The organism is Shewanella litorisediminis (assembly GCF_016834455.1).
Classification (GTDB): domain Bacteria; phylum Pseudomonadota; class Gammaproteobacteria; order Enterobacterales; family Shewanellaceae; genus Shewanella; species Shewanella litorisediminis.
Map to the genome: position 1 here is coordinate 73344 of NZ_CP069213.1, position 21953 is coordinate 95296.

Annotated in this window: 18 protein-coding genes; 5 read left to right on the forward strand and 13 right to left on the reverse strand. The window is 55.6% G+C overall.

Features of this window, described 5'->3' with window-relative positions; all coding sequences use genetic code 11:
- Nucleotides 1-68: 68 nt before the first annotated feature.
- The 6 genes from JQC75_RS00345 to JQC75_RS00370 all read right to left on the reverse strand — a co-directional run bounded on the left by JQC75_RS00345 (nt 69) and on the right by JQC75_RS00370 (nt 6852).
- Nucleotides 69-1592 (reverse strand): S41 family peptidase, encoded by a 1524-nt coding sequence (locus tag JQC75_RS00345; RefSeq protein ID WP_203325594.1) that lies wholly within the window; start codon nt 1590-1592, stop codon nt 69-71.
- A 58-nt stretch (nt 1593-1650) separates the two neighbouring features.
- Nucleotides 1651-2391 carry a LytR/AlgR family response regulator transcription factor gene (locus tag JQC75_RS00350; protein ID WP_203325595.1) on the reverse strand — a complete coding sequence of 247 codons (741 nt, stop codon included), beginning with the start codon at nt 2389-2391 and terminating at the stop codon, nt 1651-1653.
- Between the two features lie 27 nt (nt 2392-2418).
- Nucleotides 2419-3495 (reverse strand): sensor histidine kinase, encoded by a 1077-nt coding sequence (locus tag JQC75_RS00355; RefSeq protein WP_203325596.1) that lies wholly within the window; start codon nt 3493-3495, stop codon nt 2419-2421.
- A gap of 5 nt (nt 3496-3500) precedes the next feature.
- On the reverse strand, nt 3501-4241 hold the full coding sequence (locus tag JQC75_RS00360) for a hypothetical protein (protein ID WP_203325597.1): 741 nt from the start codon (nt 4239-4241) through the stop codon (nt 3501-3503).
- Nucleotides 4242-4384: 143 nt separating this feature from the next.
- Complete coding sequence (locus JQC75_RS00365) at nt 4385-5560, reverse strand: MerR family transcriptional regulator (RefSeq protein WP_203325598.1); 1176 nt, start codon at nt 5558-5560, stop codon at nt 4385-4387.
- 326 nt (nt 5561-5886) lie between these two features.
- Entirely contained in the window at nt 5887-6852 is a 966-nt protein-coding gene (locus tag JQC75_RS00370) for an alpha/beta hydrolase (RefSeq protein ID WP_203325599.1), read from the reverse strand.
- A 441-nt stretch (nt 6853-7293) separates the two neighbouring features.
- On the opposite strand from JQC75_RS00370, the gene JQC75_RS00375 reads away from it, so the two are divergent.
- Nucleotides 7294-7776, forward strand: coding sequence for a hypothetical protein (locus tag JQC75_RS00375; RefSeq protein WP_203325600.1), 483 nt, complete (start codon nt 7294-7296; stop codon nt 7774-7776).
- Nucleotides 7777-8150: 374 nt separating this feature from the next.
- Here the strand turns inward: JQC75_RS00375 and hutI are convergent, their stop codons facing one another.
- Entirely contained in the window at nt 8151-9389 is a 1239-nt protein-coding gene (gene hutI / locus JQC75_RS00380) for an imidazolonepropionase (RefSeq protein WP_203325601.1), read from the reverse strand.
- A 206-nt stretch (nt 9390-9595) separates the two neighbouring features.
- Here hutI and hutC point away from each other — a divergent pair, with 206 nt between their 5' ends.
- Together hutC and JQC75_RS00390 are read left to right on the forward strand one after the other, a co-directional pair.
- Nucleotides 9596-10300 carry a histidine utilization repressor gene (gene hutC / locus JQC75_RS00385; protein WP_203325602.1) on the forward strand — a complete coding sequence of 235 codons (705 nt, stop codon included), beginning with the start codon at nt 9596-9598 and terminating at the stop codon, nt 10298-10300.
- Nucleotides 10301-10521: 221 nt separating this feature from the next.
- Complete coding sequence (locus JQC75_RS00390) at nt 10522-13008, forward strand: putative bifunctional diguanylate cyclase/phosphodiesterase (protein ID WP_239002054.1); 2487 nt, start codon at nt 10522-10524, stop codon at nt 13006-13008.
- A 93-nt stretch (nt 13009-13101) separates the two neighbouring features.
- Here JQC75_RS00390 and JQC75_RS00395 read toward each other — a convergent pair whose 3' ends face one another.
- Both JQC75_RS00395 and JQC75_RS00400 read right to left on the reverse strand, forming a co-directional pair.
- Nucleotides 13102-14028 carry an alpha/beta fold hydrolase gene (locus tag JQC75_RS00395; protein WP_239002055.1) on the reverse strand — a complete coding sequence of 309 codons (927 nt, stop codon included), beginning with the start codon at nt 14026-14028 and terminating at the stop codon, nt 13102-13104.
- Between the two features lie 71 nt (nt 14029-14099).
- Nucleotides 14100-15959, reverse strand: a complete 1860-nt coding sequence (locus tag JQC75_RS00400; protein WP_203325604.1) for a DUF885 domain-containing protein — start codon at nt 15957-15959, stop codon at nt 14100-14102.
- Nucleotides 15960-16189: 230 nt separating this feature from the next.
- Here JQC75_RS00400 and add point away from each other — a divergent pair, with 230 nt between their 5' ends.
- Nucleotides 16190-17188 carry an adenosine deaminase gene (gene add / locus JQC75_RS00405; protein WP_203325605.1) on the forward strand — a complete coding sequence of 333 codons (999 nt, stop codon included), beginning with the start codon at nt 16190-16192 and terminating at the stop codon, nt 17186-17188.
- An 85-nt stretch (nt 17189-17273) separates the two neighbouring features.
- Here add and hemN read toward each other — a convergent pair whose 3' ends face one another.
- Nucleotides 17274-18614: an oxygen-independent coproporphyrinogen III oxidase gene (gene hemN / locus JQC75_RS00410; protein ID WP_011758209.1), complete on the reverse strand. Its 1341-nt coding sequence runs from the start codon at nt 18612-18614 to the stop codon at nt 17274-17276.
- A 138-nt stretch (nt 18615-18752) separates the two neighbouring features.
- Here hemN and JQC75_RS00415 point away from each other — a divergent pair, with 138 nt between their 5' ends.
- Nucleotides 18753-20024 carry a metal-dependent hydrolase family protein gene (locus tag JQC75_RS00415; protein ID WP_203325606.1) on the forward strand — a complete coding sequence of 424 codons (1272 nt, stop codon included), beginning with the start codon at nt 18753-18755 and terminating at the stop codon, nt 20022-20024.
- A 54-nt stretch (nt 20025-20078) separates the two neighbouring features.
- Here JQC75_RS00415 and JQC75_RS00420 read toward each other — a convergent pair whose 3' ends face one another.
- Genes JQC75_RS00420 through JQC75_RS00430 form a run of 3 tightly spaced genes read right to left on the reverse strand, consistent with a single transcriptional unit; the run spans nt 20079 to nt 21816 of the window.
- Complete coding sequence (locus tag JQC75_RS00420) at nt 20079-20546, reverse strand: DUF2489 domain-containing protein (protein WP_203325607.1); 468 nt, start codon at nt 20544-20546, stop codon at nt 20079-20081.
- Nucleotides 20547-20562: 16 nt separating this feature from the next.
- Nucleotides 20563-21099: a Der GTPase-activating protein YihI gene (gene yihI / locus JQC75_RS00425; RefSeq protein ID WP_203325608.1), complete on the reverse strand. Its 537-nt coding sequence runs from the start codon at nt 21097-21099 to the stop codon at nt 20563-20565.
- 36 nt (nt 21100-21135) lie between these two features.
- Nucleotides 21136-21816 (reverse strand): methyltransferase domain-containing protein, encoded by a 681-nt coding sequence (locus tag JQC75_RS00430; RefSeq protein ID WP_203325609.1) that lies wholly within the window; start codon nt 21814-21816, stop codon nt 21136-21138.
- Between the last annotated feature and the right edge of the window lie 137 nt (nt 21817-21953).

Sequence of the window (21953 nt, forward strand, 5' to 3'; positions counted from 1 at the left end):
CATCCGACAAAGACACTACTCCCCGGCTCGGGCATTAATGCTGTCGCCGGGGAGTAATCCTGCTTGCATTAAAGCTTGTGGCGGATCGCCTGCAGCAACGCCTCTGTCGTCCAATCCAGGCCGTTGTAAGGCAGGTCGGGGGCATAATATTCGCCGTTGCCGCGGCTGCGGTTGACATACATCTTGTTGGGAATGATCACCGCCCCAAGGCCGGATGGAAACGGCACTGTGCGGATATCCATGTAGCTGGAGTCGGCGCTGCTTGGCGCGCCAAACAGCCGGGTGTTGTCAAACAACTTGAATGCATCCAGCGCATCCAGGCAGGCACTGGCGCATTGGCCCGGCACCAGCGCAATCACCGCCGTTGTCAGCGCCGGGATGTCCCCGGGCCGCTCCTTCATGGCCTCGGCCATGCTCATTGCCGGAACCTCATCTTTTTGCTTGAAAAAGGGCTCGTTTTGCCTGAGTGAAGCCGCCATGCCATCGGCGGCCTCGGTGAAATACGGCAGGTACTCTGTCTGGCCCTCGCTCTCGAGCTCTTTAACGATACCTTGAACATATTCAGTATTACCGGGCGATGCCCGCCACCAGACTTCGGTGGCCGCCCCCTGCGCCTCAAGCCGGCGTAAAACCCGGCCTTCGCCCCACAATGCCTTAGCGACACGTTGGCTCCATAAAGATGAACCGCCCTGATTGTGGCGCAGGTCGAGCACTATGGTTTTTGCCTGAAGCAGTTTGCCCCGCTGCGCCGTGAGTTCACTCACCAGCTTGTCATAGGCGGCAGTATCATTTTCATCCGGGGTGAAGGTTGGCATGGCTACCCAAGCCGTATCCTTATGCCAACTCAGCCCCACCGGCAGGCGATCGCCGTTGTAATCGGTCTGCAATGCCTCGAGTGCCGCTTCCGGCCGCACTGACCAGCTCAGTGTAAGGCTCAGCTTGCCTTTGGTGGTATCAAACTCGCAGCGCTCCAGAGGGGCAATAAAGGGATTGCCATAGTCCGCGAGCACCCGGTGGCCGGAGTTCCACTTATGACCCGGTTGGGCTTTTTGCCCCTGAAATTGGAATACCCGCTCATCGAACAGTGTATCGACGGATTTACCGTCGCAGCCCAGTACCTTATCGCCGCGCTTAAGCTGTGGCAGGTCGCTGTAAGACACCCACAGGGCATCGCCACGCCAGACAGTATTAAATCCCGGCCAGCGGGTTTGCGGGACGTCCGCATCTTCAATGTTTGCGTAGGCACCGGCGTGGCCGTCCTGAAGGCCGGTGCTGAAACGGCTGATGGCGGCGATATAGCTGCTGGCATTGGTCACTCTGGGAATCAATGCCAGCGCATCGTCCCTTGCCATTTCGAGTTGGGCGCCGAAGCCGGGATTGAGCGGGTCGAACATGCCGGGGTGGTTGTCGCGGGTGATCTCAAAGGCGGCTTCGATGTCGGCTCTGGCGGCACTGGCCCAGGCGGCAGCGGTTTGCGGCAGCGCTGGTTCGGCGGCGGCCACAAACAAGGGGAATAGGGCAGAGATAGCGGCAGATATTTTCAGCTTCGATAGGTTCGTTTTCGATGCTTTTGTTTTCGATATTGTTTTCATGGGCCTTCCTGGCTCAATATTTGTGGTTGCTAATGGACCAAACTGGCGCGCTCGGCGGTTAACTGTCCAGCCAGCGGCGGAATTCGGCGCTGCGGGTCTTGCTGGTGATAAGGGGTTCATCGAGGCAGGAAAGATACACGGCCAGAGTATCTTTGCCATAATTTTCAAAGCGTTCGATAAAGTTGATATTGACCATGTCGCTGCGGCTGATGCGAAAGAACACCTCAGGGTCGAGCTGGGTTTGCAGTTCGTTGATGGAGCCGGAGGTGAGCATATGGTGCTCGCCGCTTGTGTCGCAGGCCATCACCACCCCGCCGGAGGTGCGAAAACAGGCCACTTCGGTAAGCGCTAATACCTGCATCCCCTGGGCCTTTTTCAGCAGCAGCCGACTCTTATAGCTGCCCGCTTTGGCGGCGGCCTTGGTGGCGAGGCTCAGTTTGAGCTGCTCGAAGTTGGCCATGGCTTCGCTGAAACGCTTGAAGGAAAAGGGCTTCAGCAGATACTCGATGCCCTGATTGGCAAAGGCCTGCATCCAGTATTGCTCGTAAGAGGTGGTAAAAATCACCGGGCAGGGCAAATCCAGCGCCTGCATGGCGGTAAATACCTGACCATCCAGCAATTCCACATCAGAAAATATCAGCTCAGGCGCCGCTATCCCCTGTGGCTGCTCAAAGAAGCGAATCACCTCATCCACCCGTGACAGCACCGCCAGCACTTCGGCGCCGTCGAAATAGCGCTCGATATAGCCTATCAGTTTCTCTGCTGCCAGCGGCTCGTCTTCAATGACCAGTATTTTCACGGCTTCTCCCTGTGTGATGGCCGCCGGTCAGGCGGCGGTGTGCGTTGCGGTGGTATGAGTTGTGGTGGCGGTTTGTGCCTTTGCTGCCGCCGCGTTTTGCAATGGAATGGTAATGCAGAACTCGCCATCGTCCTTGGTTACCCGAATGTCCCGGCCGCACAGGCTCAGGCTGCGGGCGGAAAGATTGGCAAGCCCAAGGCCGCTGGAAGCCGGTTTAAAGGCCTTTTCACGCATCGGGTTGCGGATTTGGATTTCGCCCTCGCAGATCTGCACCCTGATGGGCAGCGGCGCGGCGCTGTCACCCTGATTGTGTTTCACGGCATTTTCGAGGGTTAACTGCAAGGTGCAGGGCGGCAGCAGTTGACTGAGTGCTGCGGCATTGTCGGTGAAATCCGGCAGCTCAAGCCGATAGGCGCCATTAAAGCGAATATCCAACAGCGCCATATAGTCCCGGGCAAAATCGAGTTCCTGATGCAGCGGCACCAAAGGCCGCTCACGGTTTTCCAGCACATAGCGGTAGATGTCGCAAAAGGTGTGCAGAAACTCCTCGGCCTCGTCAGGGTCTTTACTGATTAGTGCCGACAATACATTGAGATTATTGAATAAAAAGTGTGGGTCAAGCTGAGCCTGCAACAGGGCAACCTGGCGTTCGAGGGCGAGTTTTTTCTCCCGCTCAAGCGCCACGGCTTGCTGCTGGTGGTTGTCCAGCACCTTGAGCACCAGAGTAACGCCGCCCACCATCAGGTGCAGCGCCAGATTGGTGGCGATAGACAGCAGCAGATGGTAGCCATCGATATGCTGCAAACCGGCGGCGATTTCGATGGGCAGGGTGGCCATGCTCATCAGCAGGGCAAAGGCGATGGCGGAAACCAGATACACCTTGATGTAGTGGCTCGGGTGGGGGCTGAGCCCTTGGCCTTTGCTCAGCAGCCGATAACATTTGAGGGTGAGCCACTGGGCCACAAAGGATTGCAGCGCAATCCAAACTGGGGCATCAAAATGCACCACCAAAGGCTCATCGGGGCCGGTTCTCAGCAGGGCGGCGTAAAAGGCCACCGCCAGTGAGAATGCAAAAATTGCCAGAATGTTGAGTAGCTTAGCCATTGCCATTAGTTAGTCCCTTCAGGAAGACGGAGTATAACCTGACCTTTTTCGTCGAGGAACTCCAGCTTGGCTTCGCCGCTTTCGGTCACGACCATCTGGATGCGTTTGTTGCCATCGGTGTCGTGCAGCTGCAACTTGGCATCGCCATTGAGAGTGCCGTAAAAGGCGCGGTAGGTGCCAAGCTGCTTGTCTTTCTCAAGCTGGGCGTAAATGGCTTCGGCCGTGGCAGTGTCGCCTGCTTTGCTCGCCTCCAGATATTCGCGCACTTTGGCGAAGTCCATTTCCTGGTCGCTGCGGTCCATCACAGTCAGGCCACTCAGCTGATAATCGCCCTGCTCTATGTGCTGCATCATCAGGGTTTGGTCCTGGTTGTAGCGGTCAAAGCTGATGTGCAGGCCGTGGTCTACCTGGCCGTCTTTTTTGTGGCCGCGGAACACAAAACCGCCGTTTTCGGTGCCTTCGTCGTTGTAGAAAATCATGCCGGGGCGGGCTTCTTCGCTGCGCCATACTTCCTTGCCGTACTTGTCGACCCCGGGGGAGCGCTCGGAGTTGGCCAGTACCATGCGGTTAAAGCCGCTCTTTTCGATGATGTTGATCCGCTCTACCGAGATTTCATCGAACACTTTGGGGGCGCTTGCCTGATACAGCTGCAAGGCGCCAAGGGCAACCAAGCCGCCCAGCAGCACACCATTGATGAGTTTTTGGGTTGAAAGCTGTTTTTCTAATTTATTGAGTGCGTTATCCATTGTTGGCTCCGTGAATTTATGGGGTTGCGACTGCATCGCCGCTGTTGTTGGAGCCAGAATAGGCAAACAAAAACCCCCGCTACAGTGAGAAACCCTGAGCGGGGGGAATTTGCCGATAAGCGGGGGAATTGGCGGTTAAAAGGTTAACCGCGTTTTTGCAGCACGAAGAACTGATAACCAAACTGGCCGAGGAAGCGGCTGAAAATATCAAGCTCCCGCTGCACATTGGCTAACGCCTGCGAGCCTGCCAGCTGCTTGGAAACCTCATCAACTCTCGCGGCGAGAGGGCCGGTAAAGCTCTGCCAGGCCTCATTACTCAGGCTAAAGCTGCCTATAACCTCAAAGCCTGCCGCCTGCATCTGTGCCTTTCTCGCCTCGACTGAGGTCATGGCGGGGTAGTCCTGCTGCCAGAAGGCTACGGCCTCAGGGTCTTTGTCGTCTGTCAGCCACACCAGATCGCTGAGTACCAGCACGCCGTTATCGACCAGCAGCTTACGCCATGACTTGAGCGCCTGTTCGACCCCCATGATATAGGCGCTGCCTTCGGCCCAAATCAGATCGGCGCTTGCCGCTGGCAGTGGGATGTCCGTCATGCTGGCGCACAGGGTGCTGACCCGGCTGGTTAGGCCGCTGTGCTGAAGCTGCTGTTGCAGCTCGGCCAATGCACCTTCTTCGTTGTCGATGGCGGTGATGCTGGCCTGGGTGTGCCTGGCCAGTACCCGGGTCGCCAGACCCTTGCCGCAGCCGATGTCGAGAATGCGCGTTGGCGTCAGCGGCACGGCTGCCAGTGCTTTTAAGGTATCCGCCTCGCTGCCCGGTGCCCAACGTGTCAGTGGGGCGAAAATGTGCATAAAGTCGGCCATAAATTTGTCGTGTTCGTTCATATCTTTAGATAACCATGTCAGGTGCAGTGCTTCTTTTTCGCTGAAGCCCTGGGTTTGTAACCAATCCAGATGCGCCTCGGGCGCTTCTTTTGTGAGGGACTCGTGCCACGCCTTCAAATCGCCTTCGCCCAGAAGGGCTGCAAGCAGTGTCCGCGCGGCCTGCTTTTGGGCAATCTCGGCGTCCAGCTCGGCTAGGCGGGTTTGCAGCAGTTCCCTGTCGATTCGCTCATCGAGGCAGGCCAGACACTCTTTTAAGGTGAGGCCGCCTGCCTGCAGCTTTTGGATCAGGGTCAGCCGTTGTACGTCCTTTTCGCTGTATACCCGGTAGCCGTTATCCAGCCGCTTGCTGTGGATAAGCCCCTGTTTCTCGTAGTAAAGCAGGGTTGATCGCGATAATCCGAGCCTTTGTGCCAGTTGTGAAATGCGTAATGCCATCGGCTTTGCCTCTTGTCCTGATAAGAGAACTTAAACTATGAAGCTATAGACAGGCCAACGGCGTTGCCGCGGTTTTTCTAAGTGATTGGCTGTGGCTGAAGTGGTTTGAAAACGCAACAGGGATGTCGAAAAACTATCCACCTGAGTTGCCGAGTGGCTTTGTCAGATGGGGTTATCTTCCTTTAGCCAACGCGGCTGCTGCTTTCTAAAGCCACTTGCCGCTCAATGATTGATGGCGTGTCGGCACGCCCCGGACTAATCGGTATACGTGGAGTCTTTGACCGGCTCCGAAGTGGCCGGGATCAAAATATTCATCCTCCGGGAATTCAGGATTTGTTGTCCGGGGATGCAGGCAGCAGGTACTTGAGTCCGTGGGTAAAACCCCGCGGTGCCACGCTTAAATGATCTTCGTCGTTGAGCACATCCAGCTTCAGCTGCAGAGAAGGATATTGGCGTGACTTAAGGGTTTTCTCGAAATAGCGCGCATCCGTGACCATGTTGTAACGGGTGGCATAACGTGCATCACTGGGCTTCATATCTTCGTATTCCCCGACATACAGGTACACTTTTGCGGGCAAATCTTTGTGGGATTTGGCATAACGTTTTTCGAAAGACCACATCACCTTGTTGTCATACCAAAATGATGGGCTGCCGAGCACATACCCGGCAAACATATCCGGATCGGTTAACAGCGCCTGCGCCCCCAACAGCCCGCCGTAGGAATGGCCCAGGAATAAGCGCCTTGCCTCATCGGTACGGTATTTGCCTGCAATAAAGGGCATGGCGCTGTGTTTAAGGTATTCAAGATACAGTTTCCCCTCACCATGGACACCCTTGGCGACATCTGAACCCGGGCCATTGGGCGTGGGGGTGTAGTCACGTCGGCGGCTCGGCATGCCATGATCGCCAACAGAATATGACAGGCCCACCAGAATAAAGTCTTCAATGGCGGGGCCGTGCCCATTCAGGCGCCTGGCAATCTGTTTCACCATGGCAAAGGCATAGTCCGCATCGGTGACATAGAGCACCGGATAGCGCCGCGAAGGCTCCTTTTCATAGGAGGCTGGCAGCGCCACAAACACCTGATAATCGCGGCCGCTCTTGGGGTCCGGCACGTCCCAAACCTGGGTATCTACCACTTCATAGAGTTGCCCACTGCCACGTTGCCCGCCGAGCAGAGATGCGGCCTGCACCCCGGTCGCCTTGGGGGTTGTCGGGGTGTTGGCAACGGTCAGGTTTGCTGTTGCCAGGTTAGCGGCGCAGGCAAGCAGAAGCGTGAATATCCGTGTCATGCAAAGAATTCCTTTCGGTAAGATGTGCCGAGAAGTCAGGCGGCAGGTACGCCGTAGGCGCAAAAGAGGCCATTGTTATGTGGTTTATGCGGCTTGTCTATGGAGATGTCAGGTGCTGTGCACAAGCAATGGCAAACAAAAACTGGTTGAAGGGAGCTTGACCTGGGTAGCTAAGCCCTTTGACCGGCGGCTTAAAACGACTATTGGGTTTTGGGAGTTGTGCCTGTCCTGTCTCTTGAGGTTTGCGGATGCAAAACCCGTCACTTTACAATAGGGGCAGGGTGCTCAAGGAGTTATTGATGAACAAAAAACGGAACAACAAGAAGAAGTGTATGCTGTAGCCAGCAAATTGATGCAACCGCAATCAAGTGTCACGCATGCTCTGGATATCAACTACCGTTATTTAAATACATTGAACCCTCGACCGCGATTAATACCTTATTGGCGATTATAGGTATCGTATGGAGCTTTTTTGTTTTCTTTATGCCGATGTATTTGGATAGCAAACCAAAAGAAACAATTTTAAAGATCGCTGACATATCTGGAGGGTATGTCGATGGCCTTTCCTTTAGAATTTTCAATGGTGGTAAGTCAAAGACGTTTATTAAGTCTGCTGAGATTGTCAGACCCTTTTACGGAGGGGAGGGATGGTACCATATCCATACATCGGCGGCAGATGTGTCATTACCGGTAGGGGAAACCTTAGTGGTGAAAACAGACTTTATTGACAAGCGGATCAGGCCCGCTAATGTTCGGAATCGCTTTCAACCTGATGAGTACGATACATGCTCCATAGTTGTCACCTATATAAATTCACTGGGAGAGTTAGCGAAAACCCAAGAAGGTTACCTTTGCGAGAGGTTGGATGATTTTGTTCGATTTGAAGAATTTGAAGTCAAAATGAACGAAAAATCGGTTAATTGAAATACTTGTGAATACAACAGGGACTGCTGAGGGATACACCGATCCCCTTCGAAGCGGCTGAGGGTGTTGCTGGATATGGCGTAGCGAGGCATGGATGCCGATGCAGCGCCAGTCGAATCAGGGATAAGCGTCTGGCGCGTTAGCCAATTTCCAGCATAAACCCGAAGGGGTTATCCGCTTCGTCGGGGCGTCGTTTGGGACGCAAGGGGCTTTTGGACGAGCAAAGCCCCTTGCCCGGGTGTGGGCAGGAAGCCCACGATCTTCTGCCAAGCGCAGCTTGGCTACAAACCATTCGCCAAACGCCAGTTTGGCACCGACGCTTTGGCACTGACCCTCTTCAGTCATAACAGCCTTGCGGCGACTGAGGCTCAGCATCACTGATGAATCAGTCTGCCACCCTTCACCACATCCACCAGAGGGTTCACGCCGTAGGAATAGGCCAGCTCCGCCGGGGTAGAGATACGCCACAGGCAGAAGTCGGCATCCATTCCTTCACGCAATATACCAACGCGCTGGTCACGGCCCAGAGCGCGGGCGGCGTTGCGGGTCACACCGGCCAGTGCTTCTTCGGGCGTCAGGCGGAACAGGGTGCAACCCATGTTCAGCATCAAGAGGGTAGAGCAAATGGGTGATGAGCCGGGGTTGAAGTCGCTGGCGAGCACCATGGGTACCTGATACTGACGCAAGAGATCGATGGGTGGCTTCTTGGTTTCCCGCAGGAAGTAGAAGGCGCCCGGCAGCAGTACGGCGCAGGTGCCGCTCTGGGCGATGGCTTTTACGCCGGCTTCGTCGAGGTATTCGATATGGTCCACCGACTTGGCGCTGAGGCGCGCGGCCAGTTCACTGCCGCCAAGGTTGCTGAGCTGCTCGGCATGCAGCTTGATATCCAGCCCAAGCGCCATGGCGGCGCTCAGTACCCGCTCTGTCTGTTCGAGGTTAAAGGCAATGTTTTCGCAGAATACGTCGGCGGCATCGGCAAGATTCTCGGCCACCACGGCGGGCAGCATCTCGTTTACCACCAGATCCACATAGGCATCGGTACCTGCCTCGCCCTGACCCTTGAACTCGGGCGGTACCGCATGGGCGCCGAGGAAGGTGGTGACTACATCCACGTGGTGATGTTTGCCAAGCTCGCGGGCAACCCGCAGCAGTTTAAGTTCGGTGTCCAGATCCAGGCCATAGCCGGATTTGATTTCCACCGTGGTTACCCCTTCTTTGGCCAGCGCATTCAGGCGGCGACGGGCGAGGTCGAACAGCTCGGCTTCGTCGGCTTCACGGCAGGCCTTCACTGTGCTGACAATACCGCCACCGGCGCGGGCGATGTCTTCGTAGCTGGCGCCTTGAAGACGCAGCTCAAATTCGTTGGCGCGGTTACCGGCAAACACCAGATGGGTGTGGGCATCGATAAGGCCGGGGGTCAGCCAGCCGCCATGGCCACGGTGTACCGGGGTGGCCAGCACATCAAATTCGGGTAGCTCACTGCGTTTGCCAAGCCAGGCGATTTTGCCATCTTTCACGGCCAGCGCAGCATCAGGGATGGCGCCATAGGCCTCGCTCCTGGATGGGTCCATGGTGGCAATGTTGATATCAATCCAAACCTGATCCCAAGACATGCTGACTCCTGCTGTGGCTGTGTTGTAGGGCATTCTACCAGTGTGACTGCCCAAAATATGATGAGGCAACCGACTAATCTATTGTTACGGCTTGATCTTTAGCTGACCAAGCAGTATCTACTTGTATATACAAGTTTGGATTATAGCCGACACTCAGGCGAGAAAGACAGCCGCAAACCGCGTCAGGCGGAAATTAAGGGATGCCCATGGCCACAGCCAAGTTTGCCGAAATCAAAGAATACATACGGCGCCATATTGAGTCGGGTCAGTGGGAAGAAAACACCCGGGTGCCCTCTGAGAATCAGCTGGCAGAGCAGTTTGGCTGCAGCCGCATGACAGCCCGCCGGGCCCTGACCGAGTTGGTTGAGGCAGGGGTGCTGGAGCGCTCTCAGGGACTGGGTACCTTTGTGGCGTCGCTTAAGTCGCAATCGAGCATGCTGTCTATTCGCAATATCGCCGATGAAATCAAGGGGCGAGGCCATGGCTACAGTGTGCGTGTGCTTGAGCTTGAGGCAATGGATGCCATCGCCCCCATCGCTATTGCGCTGGGATTGGAGGAAGGCGACGAGGTGTTTTATTCGCTGTTGGTGCACTGCGAGCAGGGTTTGCCACTGCAGCTTGAGGAGCGCTTTGTGAACCCTGAGCTTATTCCCCACTATCTGAAACAGGACTTCAGCAGCCAGACGCCACACGAATATTTGTCGCAGGTGGCGCCGCTTACCGAGGCGCGCCACACCATTGAGGCGATTATGCCCAAAGAGCAGGTACGCAGCCGCCTGAATATGCCCGAAGGCGAGCCTTGCCTGCAGATCATTCGTCGTACCTGGTCACGCCATGGCGTGGTGAGCTTTGCCCGTTTGATGCACCCCGGCAGCCGTTTCCGTCTTGGCGGTCATCTCACCTTTAAATAGCCCAAGCCCCATTTCAGCAGAACCGTGGCTGAGAATAACACCTTCAGTGTGCGGTTTTGCGAAAAACACCGTTTCAGTCGAAGGTTGAACAAGTTTAAATTTTAATTTATTTCAAACTGTTAATTAGTTTAATTCTTATTTGTCGGTGAATGGTTTTTTGCCAAGATCCCCGATTGTGGATAGCATAGTGCTTCGTTGGTTTTTGTTTGCTGGATAACGCTTTGCCAAGACTGCCGCGCCTGTCCCTGGCCCTGATGGCACCCCTGTGCCTGATACTGCTCTACCTGAGCCTGGTAGGGGCAGAGTTTTATTATGAAAAATCCCTGAAACAGGAGCAGGTGGCTGAAGCTCAGCTGGCACAGGTCAGGCAGCAGATGTTCCGCTTGCAGCACATAGTGTCGGACGCCATGGCGGTGCAGGATACCGACCGTATTGCCCAGGAGGTGTCGCTGGCGGCGACTGATCTTGAGTTGATGGTGCTGGTGCTGGTGGACCCTGCCAGCAACATTCGTTACGCCAACCATCTGGTTTGGCAGGGCAGTCGTGCCAGTCAGGTCATCGACGGTTATGAGCCCGCCCGGCACGAGCAGACAGTGGCCGGCCAGAAGCCCTGGGTACAGGTCAACCCCGACCGCTTGTCTATCCAGGCATACTACCCTGTTAGCCACAGTGGCGTTCCCCGCTATAGCGAAATCAACCTTATCTATCTGGAATACGACCTCTCCGGTGCATACAGCCGTTCCATCAGCGAGCTACAGCAACGCTTTTTGCAGATTTGGGGCGGCGGCGCTGTGCTGATCCTGATGTTTTTAACCGTGTTCCATTATGTGGGCGTCAGACCGCTGCGCAGTTTGCTGCGCTTGGCCCGTCTTAAGCAAGCAGAGCCTTTGGCGCAGACTGTGCCCATGGCGTCCAGCGAAGTCGCCAAATTGCAGCAGTACATGTATCAGACCGAACTCAAGCTCAAACGCACCCTGAAGCAGCTGCGGGATTCTGAGCAGCGTTGGCTGTTTGCGGTGGAAGGCTCGCAAACCGGTATTTGGGATTGGCAGATAAGCATTGGCGAGCTGTTTTTATCGGACCGCTGGAAAGAGATGCTGGGCTACGGCCCCACGGAGCTGAAAAATGAGTACAGCTCCTGGGAAAGCCACTTGCACCCCGACGATAAAGCCCGGGTGCTGGAGCGGCTGCAAAGCTATCTCAAGGGTGAGTCGGACGTGTATGAGAGTCGCCATCGTTTGAAACACCGTCAGGGGCACTATATTTGGGTGCTCGATCGCGGCATGGTGGTGGAGTGGGAAGAGGACGGTCGCCCGGCGCGTGTGATAGGCAGTCAGCGTGATGTGTCGGAAGATGTGCGTAATCAGCAGGCCATTGCCCATCAGGCCAACCACGACTCTCTGACCAACCTGGCCAACCGCCGGGCCGTGATGGATGCCCTGTTTGAGTTCCAGCAGGCCGGTCCCGGCAGCATGTTACGCCTGGGCGCCCTGCTGTTGATTGATTTGGACAACTTTAAACTCGTCAACGATGCCCTGGGCCATCACCACGGCGATCGTCTGCTGATTCAGGCGGCGGCCAGGTTGTCGGGCTTTTTCAGTGGTAATGCTCTTGTGGCACGATTGGGCGGCGATGAATTTGCGATTATGGTGCTTGACCTCGCGACCGACAATGAGCAGGCAGCCCATCAGGCGATGCAGCTTGGGGCCGAGCTTAAGCAGCAGATTGCCCGCAGTTTTCAGCTCTCGGATCAGCAAATCAATGTCACCGCCTCCGTGGGCGTGTGCCTGTTTGATAACCATCATCCGGTTGAGCCGGCGCAGCTGCTCAAGCATGCCGATATGGCTATGTACGCAGCCAAGGACGGCGGCCGCAACGGCTGTGCTCTGTACAGTGATGAACTGGAAGATAAGGCCACCGAAAACCTGTGGCTGCAAAACGAGCTGCGTCATGCCATTGAGCGTGAGCAGCTGTCGCTGGTATTTCAGCCCATCTTTAATCACGATGGTGAGCTGGTGTGCTGCGAGGCCCTGTGCCGCTGGCACCATCCGGAGCGCGGCGCCATTTCTCCGGCGCAGTTTATCCCGGTTGCCGAGGATTCCGGGCTTATCATTGGCATCGGCCAATGGGTACTGCTGGAAGTGTGCCGCACCCTGAAAGCCATGGCCGACAAGGGCACCCCAATGCCGGCGGTGGCGGTTAACATCAGTGCCCGCCATTTTAACCAAAGTGATTTCGTCGAACGTTTGCTGGCCTTGCTCAAGGCCCATCAGGTGTCGCCTGAACAGATTGAGCTGGAGCTGACCGAATATGCGCTGCTGTCCAACCTCAATGCCATCAGCGAGCGGATGCAGCGGCTGCGCAGCGCGGGATTCTCCATAGCCATCGATGACTTTGGTACAGGTTACTCGTCACTGAGTTATCTGCAGAGTCTGCCGCTTTCAAGGCTGAAGCTGGATGCTGCGTTTGTGGGCCGCATTGGCACCGAGGCGGGCAATGCCATAGTGAGGGCGATTGTTGAAATGGCCCACAGTCTCATGTTGAAGGTGGTGGCCGAAGGGGTTGAGACCGAGGCTCAACAGGCATACCTCTCAAGCCTCGATTGTGACTTCTTCCAGGGCTATCTGCTTGGTAAGCCGATGCCGGCTGCATCCTTGGTGGCACTGCGAAGCGGCGAGCAGCCTACAAGCACACATTACTTGGGCTGAACTGGCTGTAAAGACAGGGCATGCGTCAATGCATGCCCTTGTATTTGCGCAATGCCCCGAATCTTTTTTTCCTTTCGAGTGCCTGCGCTGGGATCAGTGCTCAGGCGAATGGCTGGCAAAAAAGTCCAGCATCGCCGTTATGGCTTTGGTGCGCGGGCCGTCGCATTCCATCAGGATTTCATGGCGGGCATCGTCAATCAGCAAGCGCTCGCACAGTCCTCCCAAGGCTCTATTCTGGGCCTTGTTGTCGACAATGGTGTCTTCACTGGCTTGCAGAACCAGCAAAGGGATTTTGCTCTCCCGCGCCGCCAATACCGCCTCGTCACAGGCATCCAAAGCTTCCAGCAGCCAGCGGTTGGTGGGGGAGCCCAGCTGCAGTTGCGGGTTTTGCTCATAGAGCTCGCGATATGCCTGATAGCGTGCCTCGCTCTTGGTGAGGTCGTTTTTGGCAAAAGGCGCCGGGGTATAGTCCTTGCCCCCCAGAATATAGTTGGGCAGCCCTTTGGCGCTGGCATCGAGCTTGTGCGCCAGCCAGCGCACAAACACCTTATTCATGGGCAGGCAGATGCCGTACATGGGGGCCGAGAAACAGGCGGCACTGAACACACCCGAATGCGCCTGCAAATACAAAGTACCTATGGCGCCACCCATGGAGTGGCCCGCCAGAAACAGCGGTGCTTTGGCCCGTGGGCGCACCACCTGCTCCATAAAAGCATGAAAGTCGGTGAGGTAGTCACCAAAGTGCGCCACATGGCCCATATGACGATTAGGCGTAAGACGACTCGATAACCCCTGACCGCGATGGTCGAGGGCATAGACACTGTAGCCGGCCTCATAAAAGGCCTGGTACAGCTCCAGATACTTGAGAAAGGCCTCAACCCGGCCGTTGGAAAAAACAATGCTGCCCTTGGGGCTGGGGTGTTCCAGTGCCAGCCAGGCGATGTCGACGCCCGGGCTGGTGGCAAGGCTGCCAAGCTCACAGCGCTGATACAGCGCCCTGAGGGCGGGTGGAATAGTCAAAGATGTGTTCAAAGCTGGTGTATGCATGTGAGACTGTTAAAGATGCCGGGGCCAGTGGCCCCGGACTTGATTCAGGCCGCTTTGGCGGCGGCGATAAAGTCGTTGATTTGTTGCTCCAGCACCGACAGGGGCACGCTGCCATGTGCCAGCACGGCATCGTGGAATGCGCGGATATCGAATTTTTCACCCAGCTCGGCTTCGGCCTTGGCCCGCAGACGCTTGATGGTCAGCTCGCCAATCTTGTACGACACCGCCTGACCAGGCCAGGAGATGTAGCGGTCGATTTCGGTATTCACGTTATGCAGCGACAGTGCGGTATTACCGGCCATAAAGTCGATGGCCTGCTGACGGCTCCAGCCCTTGGCGTGCATGCCGGTATCCACCACCAAACGTGCGGCGCGCCACATTTCATAGGTCAGGCGGCCAAAGTTGCTGTAAGGGTCAGTGTAGAAACCGCCTTCCAGTCCCAGGTATTCACTGTACAGACCCCAACCTTCGCCGAAGGCAGAGATATAACTGTAGCGGCGGAAGTTGGGCAGTTTGTCCAGCTCCTGATTGAGGGCAATTTGCAGGTGATGACCGGGCACGGCTTCGTGCAGGGTCAGGGCTTCCATTTCGTACAGTGGACGCTTGTCCAGCGCATAGGTGTTGACCCAGTAGTAACCGGCTTTGTCCGGGGCGGAGGAGCCTGAATAGCGGCCCGTGGTGTACTTGGGGGCGATTTCGGCCGGTACCGGCTCTATGCCGTAGGGCTGACGTGGCAGCTTGCCGAAGAACTTGGGCAGCATGGCGTCGGCCTTCTTGGCGATGTAGGCGGCTTCCTTCAAGAGCTGCTCGGGCGTGGTGGCATAGAAGCGCGGATCGGTGCGCAGGAAGTGCAGGAACTCATCGAAGCTGCCCTTAAAGCCTGTGCTCTTGATAACGGCTTCCATTTCGGCGCGGATACGGGCCACTTCTTTGAGACCCAGCTGATGTACTTCATCTGAGGTCATGTCGAGGGTAGTGTAGTAACGCACCCGGTTTTCGTAGAAGTCCTGCCCGTTTGGCATATCGTAGGCGGCAATGGTTTCACGGGCGTTTGGCATGTACTCGCCGGTCATGAAGTCATGGAATGCCTGATACTGGGGCAGTACTTTCTCTGCTACGGCCTTACGACCGGCTTGGGTCAGCTCGGCCTTGTCGGCGGCGCTGAAATGGGCCGGAAATTCCTTAAAGGGGGCGAAGTAGGTGCTGTCTTCCACCGGCACCATAAAGGCGCTGATGCTGTCTTCAAAGCCTTTGAGGGTGACCTTGGGCGGGGTGATGCCGCTTGCCAGTCCCTGACGCAGCCAGAAGGTTTGCTGGGCAAAGTACTGTGGCAGGGCATTCAGCTTGGCGAGGTAATTGTCGTAATCTTCGCGGGTCTTGAAGCTGCCCTTGGCCATGGAGGCAATGTACGCGTGGAAGCCGCCTTCGGACGAGATAGGCATGTAGTGGTCTTTAAACTGATACATGTCGACATCGTTCTGAATTTGCCCTTGAAGGATATCGGCATTGATGCGGTCTTCCTTGGAGAGCTTGCTGCGGTCCAGCGCCTTCAGCGACGCAAGAAGGCTCTGACGCTTGAGCTGAGTCTCGGCGAGGCGCTCGGGCGACAGGTCGGCGAGCTTGCCCGCAGCGGATTTATCACCCTGGTCGTATGCCAGTGACGGGCTGATTTCCAAATCCAGCCGCCAGGCCTTGTCGATAATGCTTTGCAGATTTTTATCGAGGATCACAGGGGCAACTTTGACCTCGGCTGCTTTGGGCTCTTCGGCGGCGGGGCGCTGCTGTGCACGATTGGCATCGTAAGAATACCTGTAGGCATCGCTGGCCGTGGTGTTGACGTTACAACCGGCGAGGGTGCCGGCCAGAGCCAGAGCGAGCAGTGTCGGTTTGAAGAGCTTGTGCATGCCGTTGTCCTTGTGATTTTGTGTTATCCAACGAGGGATTATGCCTGACTGTCGCCGCCTTGCCAGCCCGAACCCTTAACTTTAGGCACTAAGTTTGTGAGAATTTGTTGATTTTGCGAACAGATTGAACATTACTCAGATTTAAGCCTGCAATTGCGTGTTAAACTTCATCGCTGCCCAAGACCAGGAATAAAAACACAATTGGCGGGGCTTTCAAACAGGGGTTAACTATGATTGATAACAAGATTCCACTGGTGGATCTCCACCGGCATCTTGACGGCAACGTCAGGGTGCAAACCATTTGGGAGCTGGGTCATCAGCACGATATCGCCTTACCGGCGGACTCGCTGGAGACGTTGGCACCTTTCGTTCAAATTCAGGGTAAGGAAACCAGCCTGGTCGCTTTTTTGAAAAAGCTCGACTGGATGGTGGCCGTGCTCGCAGACCTGGATGCGGTGCAGCGGGTAGCCCGAGAAAACGTAGCCGATGCGGCGCTGTCGGGCCTCGATTATGCCGAGCTGCGTTTCAGCCCTTATTACATGGCGATGAACCACAAGTTGCCTATCGAAGGCGTGGTGGAGGCCGTGATTGACGGCGTAAATCAGGGTTTGAAAGCATATCCCCAGGTGAAGATTAACCTGATTGGTATCATGTCCCGCTCCTTCGGTGTGGATGCCTGCACCGCAGAGCTCAATGGCCTGCTTGCCCACCGCGACAAGCTGGTGGCCATCGACCTGGCCGGTGATGAGCTGGGTTTCCCCGGCAGCCTGTTTAACGATCACTTCAAGCGGGTGCGTGACTCAGGGCTTAACATCACGGTACACGCAGGTGAAGCCGCCGGTGCCGAGAGCATGTGGCAGGCGATTCAGGAGCTGGGTGCTACCCGTATCGGCCACGGCGTGAAGGCGGTGCAGGATCCCAAGCTGATGGAGTATCTGGCCAAGCACCGCATCGGTATCGAGTCTTGCCCCACGTCAAACCTGCAAACCTCCACCGTGAAGTCGCTTGATGAGCATCCGCTGCGAACCTTCGTGGATGCCGGTGTGCTGGCGTGCCTGAATACCGATGACCCGGGCGTAAGCAACATCGACATCAAACACGAGTACAGACTTGCCCTTAACGAGATGGGTTTCAGCGCTGCTGAGCTTGCCAAACTGCAGGCCAATGGCGTGGAGATGGCGTTTATCTCTGACTCAGACCGTAAGGCGCTGTACGCCGCCAAAGCCTGATTCAGCGAACCTTGAAGATAAAAAAACCGGCCCAGTGGCCGGTTTTTTGTTGGCTGAATTGGGCTTGCTGGCCCTATTCTGCGCCTTAAATCACCCTTGAGAACTGCTGCTGACGGGCCTTCTCGCGGAAGTACACGTCAAAACACATGCAGATGTTACGGATAAGCAGGCGGCCGGTGTCAGACACATGGATGCGACGGTTTTCAATGGTCACCAGCTTGTCGTCGATGAAGGTCTGCAGCAGCTTCAAATCCTGGGCGAAGTAGTCTTCGAAGGTGAAGCCGAATTTCTCGTCGATAACCGCCATATCCAAATCGAAGTGACAAATAAGCTGCTTGATGACCACGCGGCGGATTTCGTCGTCGTGGTTAAGCTTACAGCCCTTCCACAGCGCATGGCCATGGTCGTCGATGGCTTCGTAGTAGGGGCGGATATCTTTCTGGTTTTGGGCGTAGCAATCGCCAATCTGGCTGATGGACGACACACCCAGACCCAGCAGGTCGCATTCTTCCTGGGTGGTGTAACCCTGGAAGTTACGGTGCAGCTTGCCTTCGCGCTGCAGGCGCGCCAGCTCGTCATCGGGCTTGGCGAAGTGGTCCATGCCGATGTACTGATAACCGGCGTCCACCAAGGTCTCGATGGTCTGGTGCAGGATTTCCAGCTTCTGCTGCGGTGATGGCAGGTCTTCGTCCTTGATCTTGCGCTGAGCGGCAAAGCGCGCAGGCAAGTGGGCGTAGTTGAACACCGACAGGCGGTCAGGCGACAAGTCCAGAATGCGCTGGATGGTTTCGGCAAAGGTTTCAGGCGTTTGATGTGGCAGGCCGTAAATCAAATCCACGTTGGTGGACTCAAAACCCATGGCCTTGGCCTTGCCAATCAGGTCGAAAATAAACTGCTCGTCCTGCGGGCGGTTTACGGCTTCCTGAACCTGCTTGTTGAAGTCCTGCACCCCGATGGAGATACGGTTAAAACCGGCTTCCTTGAGGGTGTCGAGCATGGTCAGCTCAATCTCGCGCGGGTCGACTTCAATGGAGAACTCGCCTTCGTCGGCAAAGTTGAAGTTGTCCTTCAAAAGCTTGGTCAGACGCAGTATTTGCTCTGGGCTCAGGAAGGTAGGGGTACCACCGCCCCAGTGCATCTGGGTGACAGTGTAACCCTTGAACAGCGGGGCACGATTTAAGATTTCACTCGCCAGATATTCGATGTACTGATCGGCCTTGTGGGCGTGGCGGGTAATAACCTTATTGCAGCCGCAGTAATAACAAAGCTTGGCACAGAAGGGAATGTGAATATAGAGTGACAGTTTATCGCTCTTGCTGTGCTCAATGGCACTCAGCAAATCCTGCTCGGTGAAACCGTCGTTGAACTCCAGCGCCGTGGGATACGAGGTGTAACGGGGACCGCTGTAATTGTATTTCTCGATCATCGACTGATCCCAGCTGATTTGAGTTGGCTGCTTCAAGTCGTGTCCTCCGGTAATTTAGCAATGGGCGAAGTATGAAGACTTTAAGATCAAATAACCTTGATCCAGGTTGTAAATTTCGTCACAGGAGAAGGAATATCCATGAAAAAGGCGCTCTTGTCTGTCACTTTATGGACTTTATGTGTGAATGCTCACGCGCTGACACTCATCCACGCGGGAAGTATCATCGATGGTGAGGCGGCCAAGCCAGTGCGGGAGGCGACACTGGTGCTGGATGGAAATCGCATTCAGGCCATTGAGAAAGGATTTCGCGCCCCGGCTGAAGGCGACACTGTGATAGATTGGCGCGATGGCACCCTGATGCCGGGCTTTATCGATATGCACACCCATCTGACGTTTCAGGGCAGCAAAGACTCTTACCTCGAGCCCTATACCCTCAATCCTGCCGATGTGGCCCTGCGTGGGGTGATGTATGGCAAACGCACCCTGAATGCCGGTTTTACCACGGTGCGCGACCTGGGTGATGCCGGGCTCGGCTCTATTGCTCTTCGAAATGCGATAAACAAGGGTTGGGTGGAAGGCCCAAGGATATTTACCGCAGGTACCAGCATTGGCACCACGGGCGGTCATGCCGATAAGACCAACGGTCGCAACCAGGAGCTGGTGGGCGACCCCGGACCAAAGGAAGGGGTGATTAATGGTCCTGCCGATGCCTATAAGGCTGTGCGCCAGCGCTATAAAGACGGTTCCGACCTGATTAAGATTACCGCGACCGGTGGCGTGCTCTCCGTGGCCAAGTGCGGGGAAAACCCCCAATTTACCGATGAAGAGCTCAAGGCCATTGTGGCCGCTGCCAAGGATTACGGCTTTAAAGTAGCCGTGCATGCCCACGGTAAAGATGGGATGAAGCGGGCGATTCTGGCCGGTGTGAACACCATAGAGCACGGCACCTACATGGATGAGGAGCTGTTCCCCTTGATGAAAAAACACAATGTGGCGCTGGTGCCCACGTTGCTGGCGGGAGAGTTTGTGGCCGACAAAGCAAAAATCGACGGCTATTTCCCGGAAGTTGTGAGGCCCAAGGCAGCGGCAATCGGCCCCAAGATCCAGGGAACCTTTGCCAAGGCATACAAGGCCGGAGTGACCATCGCCTTCGGTACAGATGCCGGTGTGTATGAGCACGGACGTAACGGCCGTGAGTTTACCCTGATGGTCGATGCCGGTATGCCACCCATGGCGGCGATTCAGTCGGCCACCTCTGTTGCCGCCAGAGTACTTGGTCAGTCAGACATAGGTACATTAAAAGCGGGCATGTTGGCCGATGTGACCGGAGTAAAAGGAAATCCACTGGAAAATATCGCCTTGCTGGAGGCCGTTGACCTGGTGATTAAAGACGGCGTTCGAGTGAAGTAGACCGCACATAAAAAGGGCGCATCTGCGCCCTTTTTGATGGAGTGAAGCCGAGCTTCAGTGACTCGCCGCCAGTTTAAAATCTTTCAGACGCTTGGCGTCTTCGAGGATATCTTCTGTCAGTTCTGCCTCAGATTTCATGCGTTCAAAGTCGAGCTTCATCCGCTCCGGTTTCGGCAGGGCTTTACGCTGCTCCATTATCGGATGATGGCGAATGCGCTCGAAATGGCGAAAGAGTGCGGGGTAGTCGTTACTGACGCGCTCTGACAGCGACAAGACTTCGAACAGCTTGGCAATACGCACTACGCCTTCAGATATTTCGCATCTGTCTTCCAACATCGCCAGAGCGATATAGCGGATATCGGTGAAGATCTCTTCACGGCGTTTGTCGGCTGCGGCCTTGCGCTCCGCAATGGCAGCTTCCCGGGCCTGGGTTTGCTTTTTAAGCTTCCACAGCAGGCTGGCCGCATAAGCAGCGAGGACCAGTACAATCAGCGAACCCAAAACGATAAGCAAGGTTGGCATGGTCACTCCTCAACTCTCAGTCTTGATCCTGGTACTGCTTGAGTACATCTGCGCCGGATTCGAATCTTGCCAGCAGGGCATCATCGTCATCCCTGTCTTCTGCCTGAGCGTCTTCGATATCGGTAATACCCAGTTTTTCCATCAAGACTTCAATCTTGGATAACTGCTCGTCGAGCCAGCGCTGATCGTCGGCGCCGAGGACTCGGCCTTCTTCCAGACGATCCAGCAGTTCGTTCAGACGTGGGTCTTCTTCGAGTTTGAGCAGCAGCTGCTCATCGCTCAGTTTTGGCTGCTTGGGTTTAGGCGCCTTCACCTGAGGCTGAGTTTGGGGTGCCAGTTCAAGTGCCACAGGCTTTTTGCTGCCAAGACGTGGATCCTGTTTGCCCTTGCTACCGCGGTTGCCTTGCTTTTCGGTACCTGGATTCTGACGGCTACCGGACTTATTACCAGTGTCGCGTTTTTTTGAGGATTGCACGCGCTCGGACTTGGGGGTGCGAGGTGCCTGCTTGGGGGCTGTTCCGCCAGCTTTGCGTGTCTTCTTGATACGGGTCATGGGTCTCTAACTCCGAAATGCCTTGAACAGCCCGGCTCACAGGGCAGGGCATGAAATTGGGTCGCGTTTTATAGCAGATCCCGATGGTTTTTGCATCAGGATGAAGTCATTTTCGGCAAATATTAGCCGAAAGCCACTGTCAGCAGCCAAATATTCGAAGGTTTCCCGACAGGGAAAGCTGACATGGGCCGGGTTATTCTTATGGTGCCATTTACCAAAGCGTGATGGATTCGCCAGCATCCTGGTGCTGATTGCCAAAAAGCCACCGGCTTTCAGTAAGCGGCAAAAGAGCTGCCATTCCCGATGGGGTGCAGCAAAATGTTCAAACACCCTGAAACAACAAATAAAGTCGTATTGTATTTGCAAGGCATCGGGATTCGGTGCCGTAAAGGGATCGTAATGGCGCAGTGCGTGGCCTGCTGATTCCACTTGTCTGTGGCTCTCGGCGTCCAACACCCGGCCGTAGTTTAATCCTTGCACCTGCATGCCATGCAGACTTGTAATTTGCTCAAGCAGTGACAATAAAAACGGAGACAGCTGGCGTTGATTATCCTGGGTGCCACCGCGCCCGTAACGTTGACGAATTGCCTGTGGCGGTAAATGGGTTGCGCCATCAGCAAACACCATTCCACAGCTGGCACAACGATGGAAACTGCGTTTTTTGTCCTGATGGAATAACCGGGTGTCCAGCTTGAGGCACAGGGGGCAACGTCGCATTGAAAGGGTTCGCTTGAGGTTTACCAAGGCAGTGGCAGTATAACATGCACAAAAGAAAAAAGGCGGCAGTTAGACTGCCGCCTCAACACGGTGCCTCAGCACCTTATCCTGATTCCAAGTATCCATACTTGCTATGT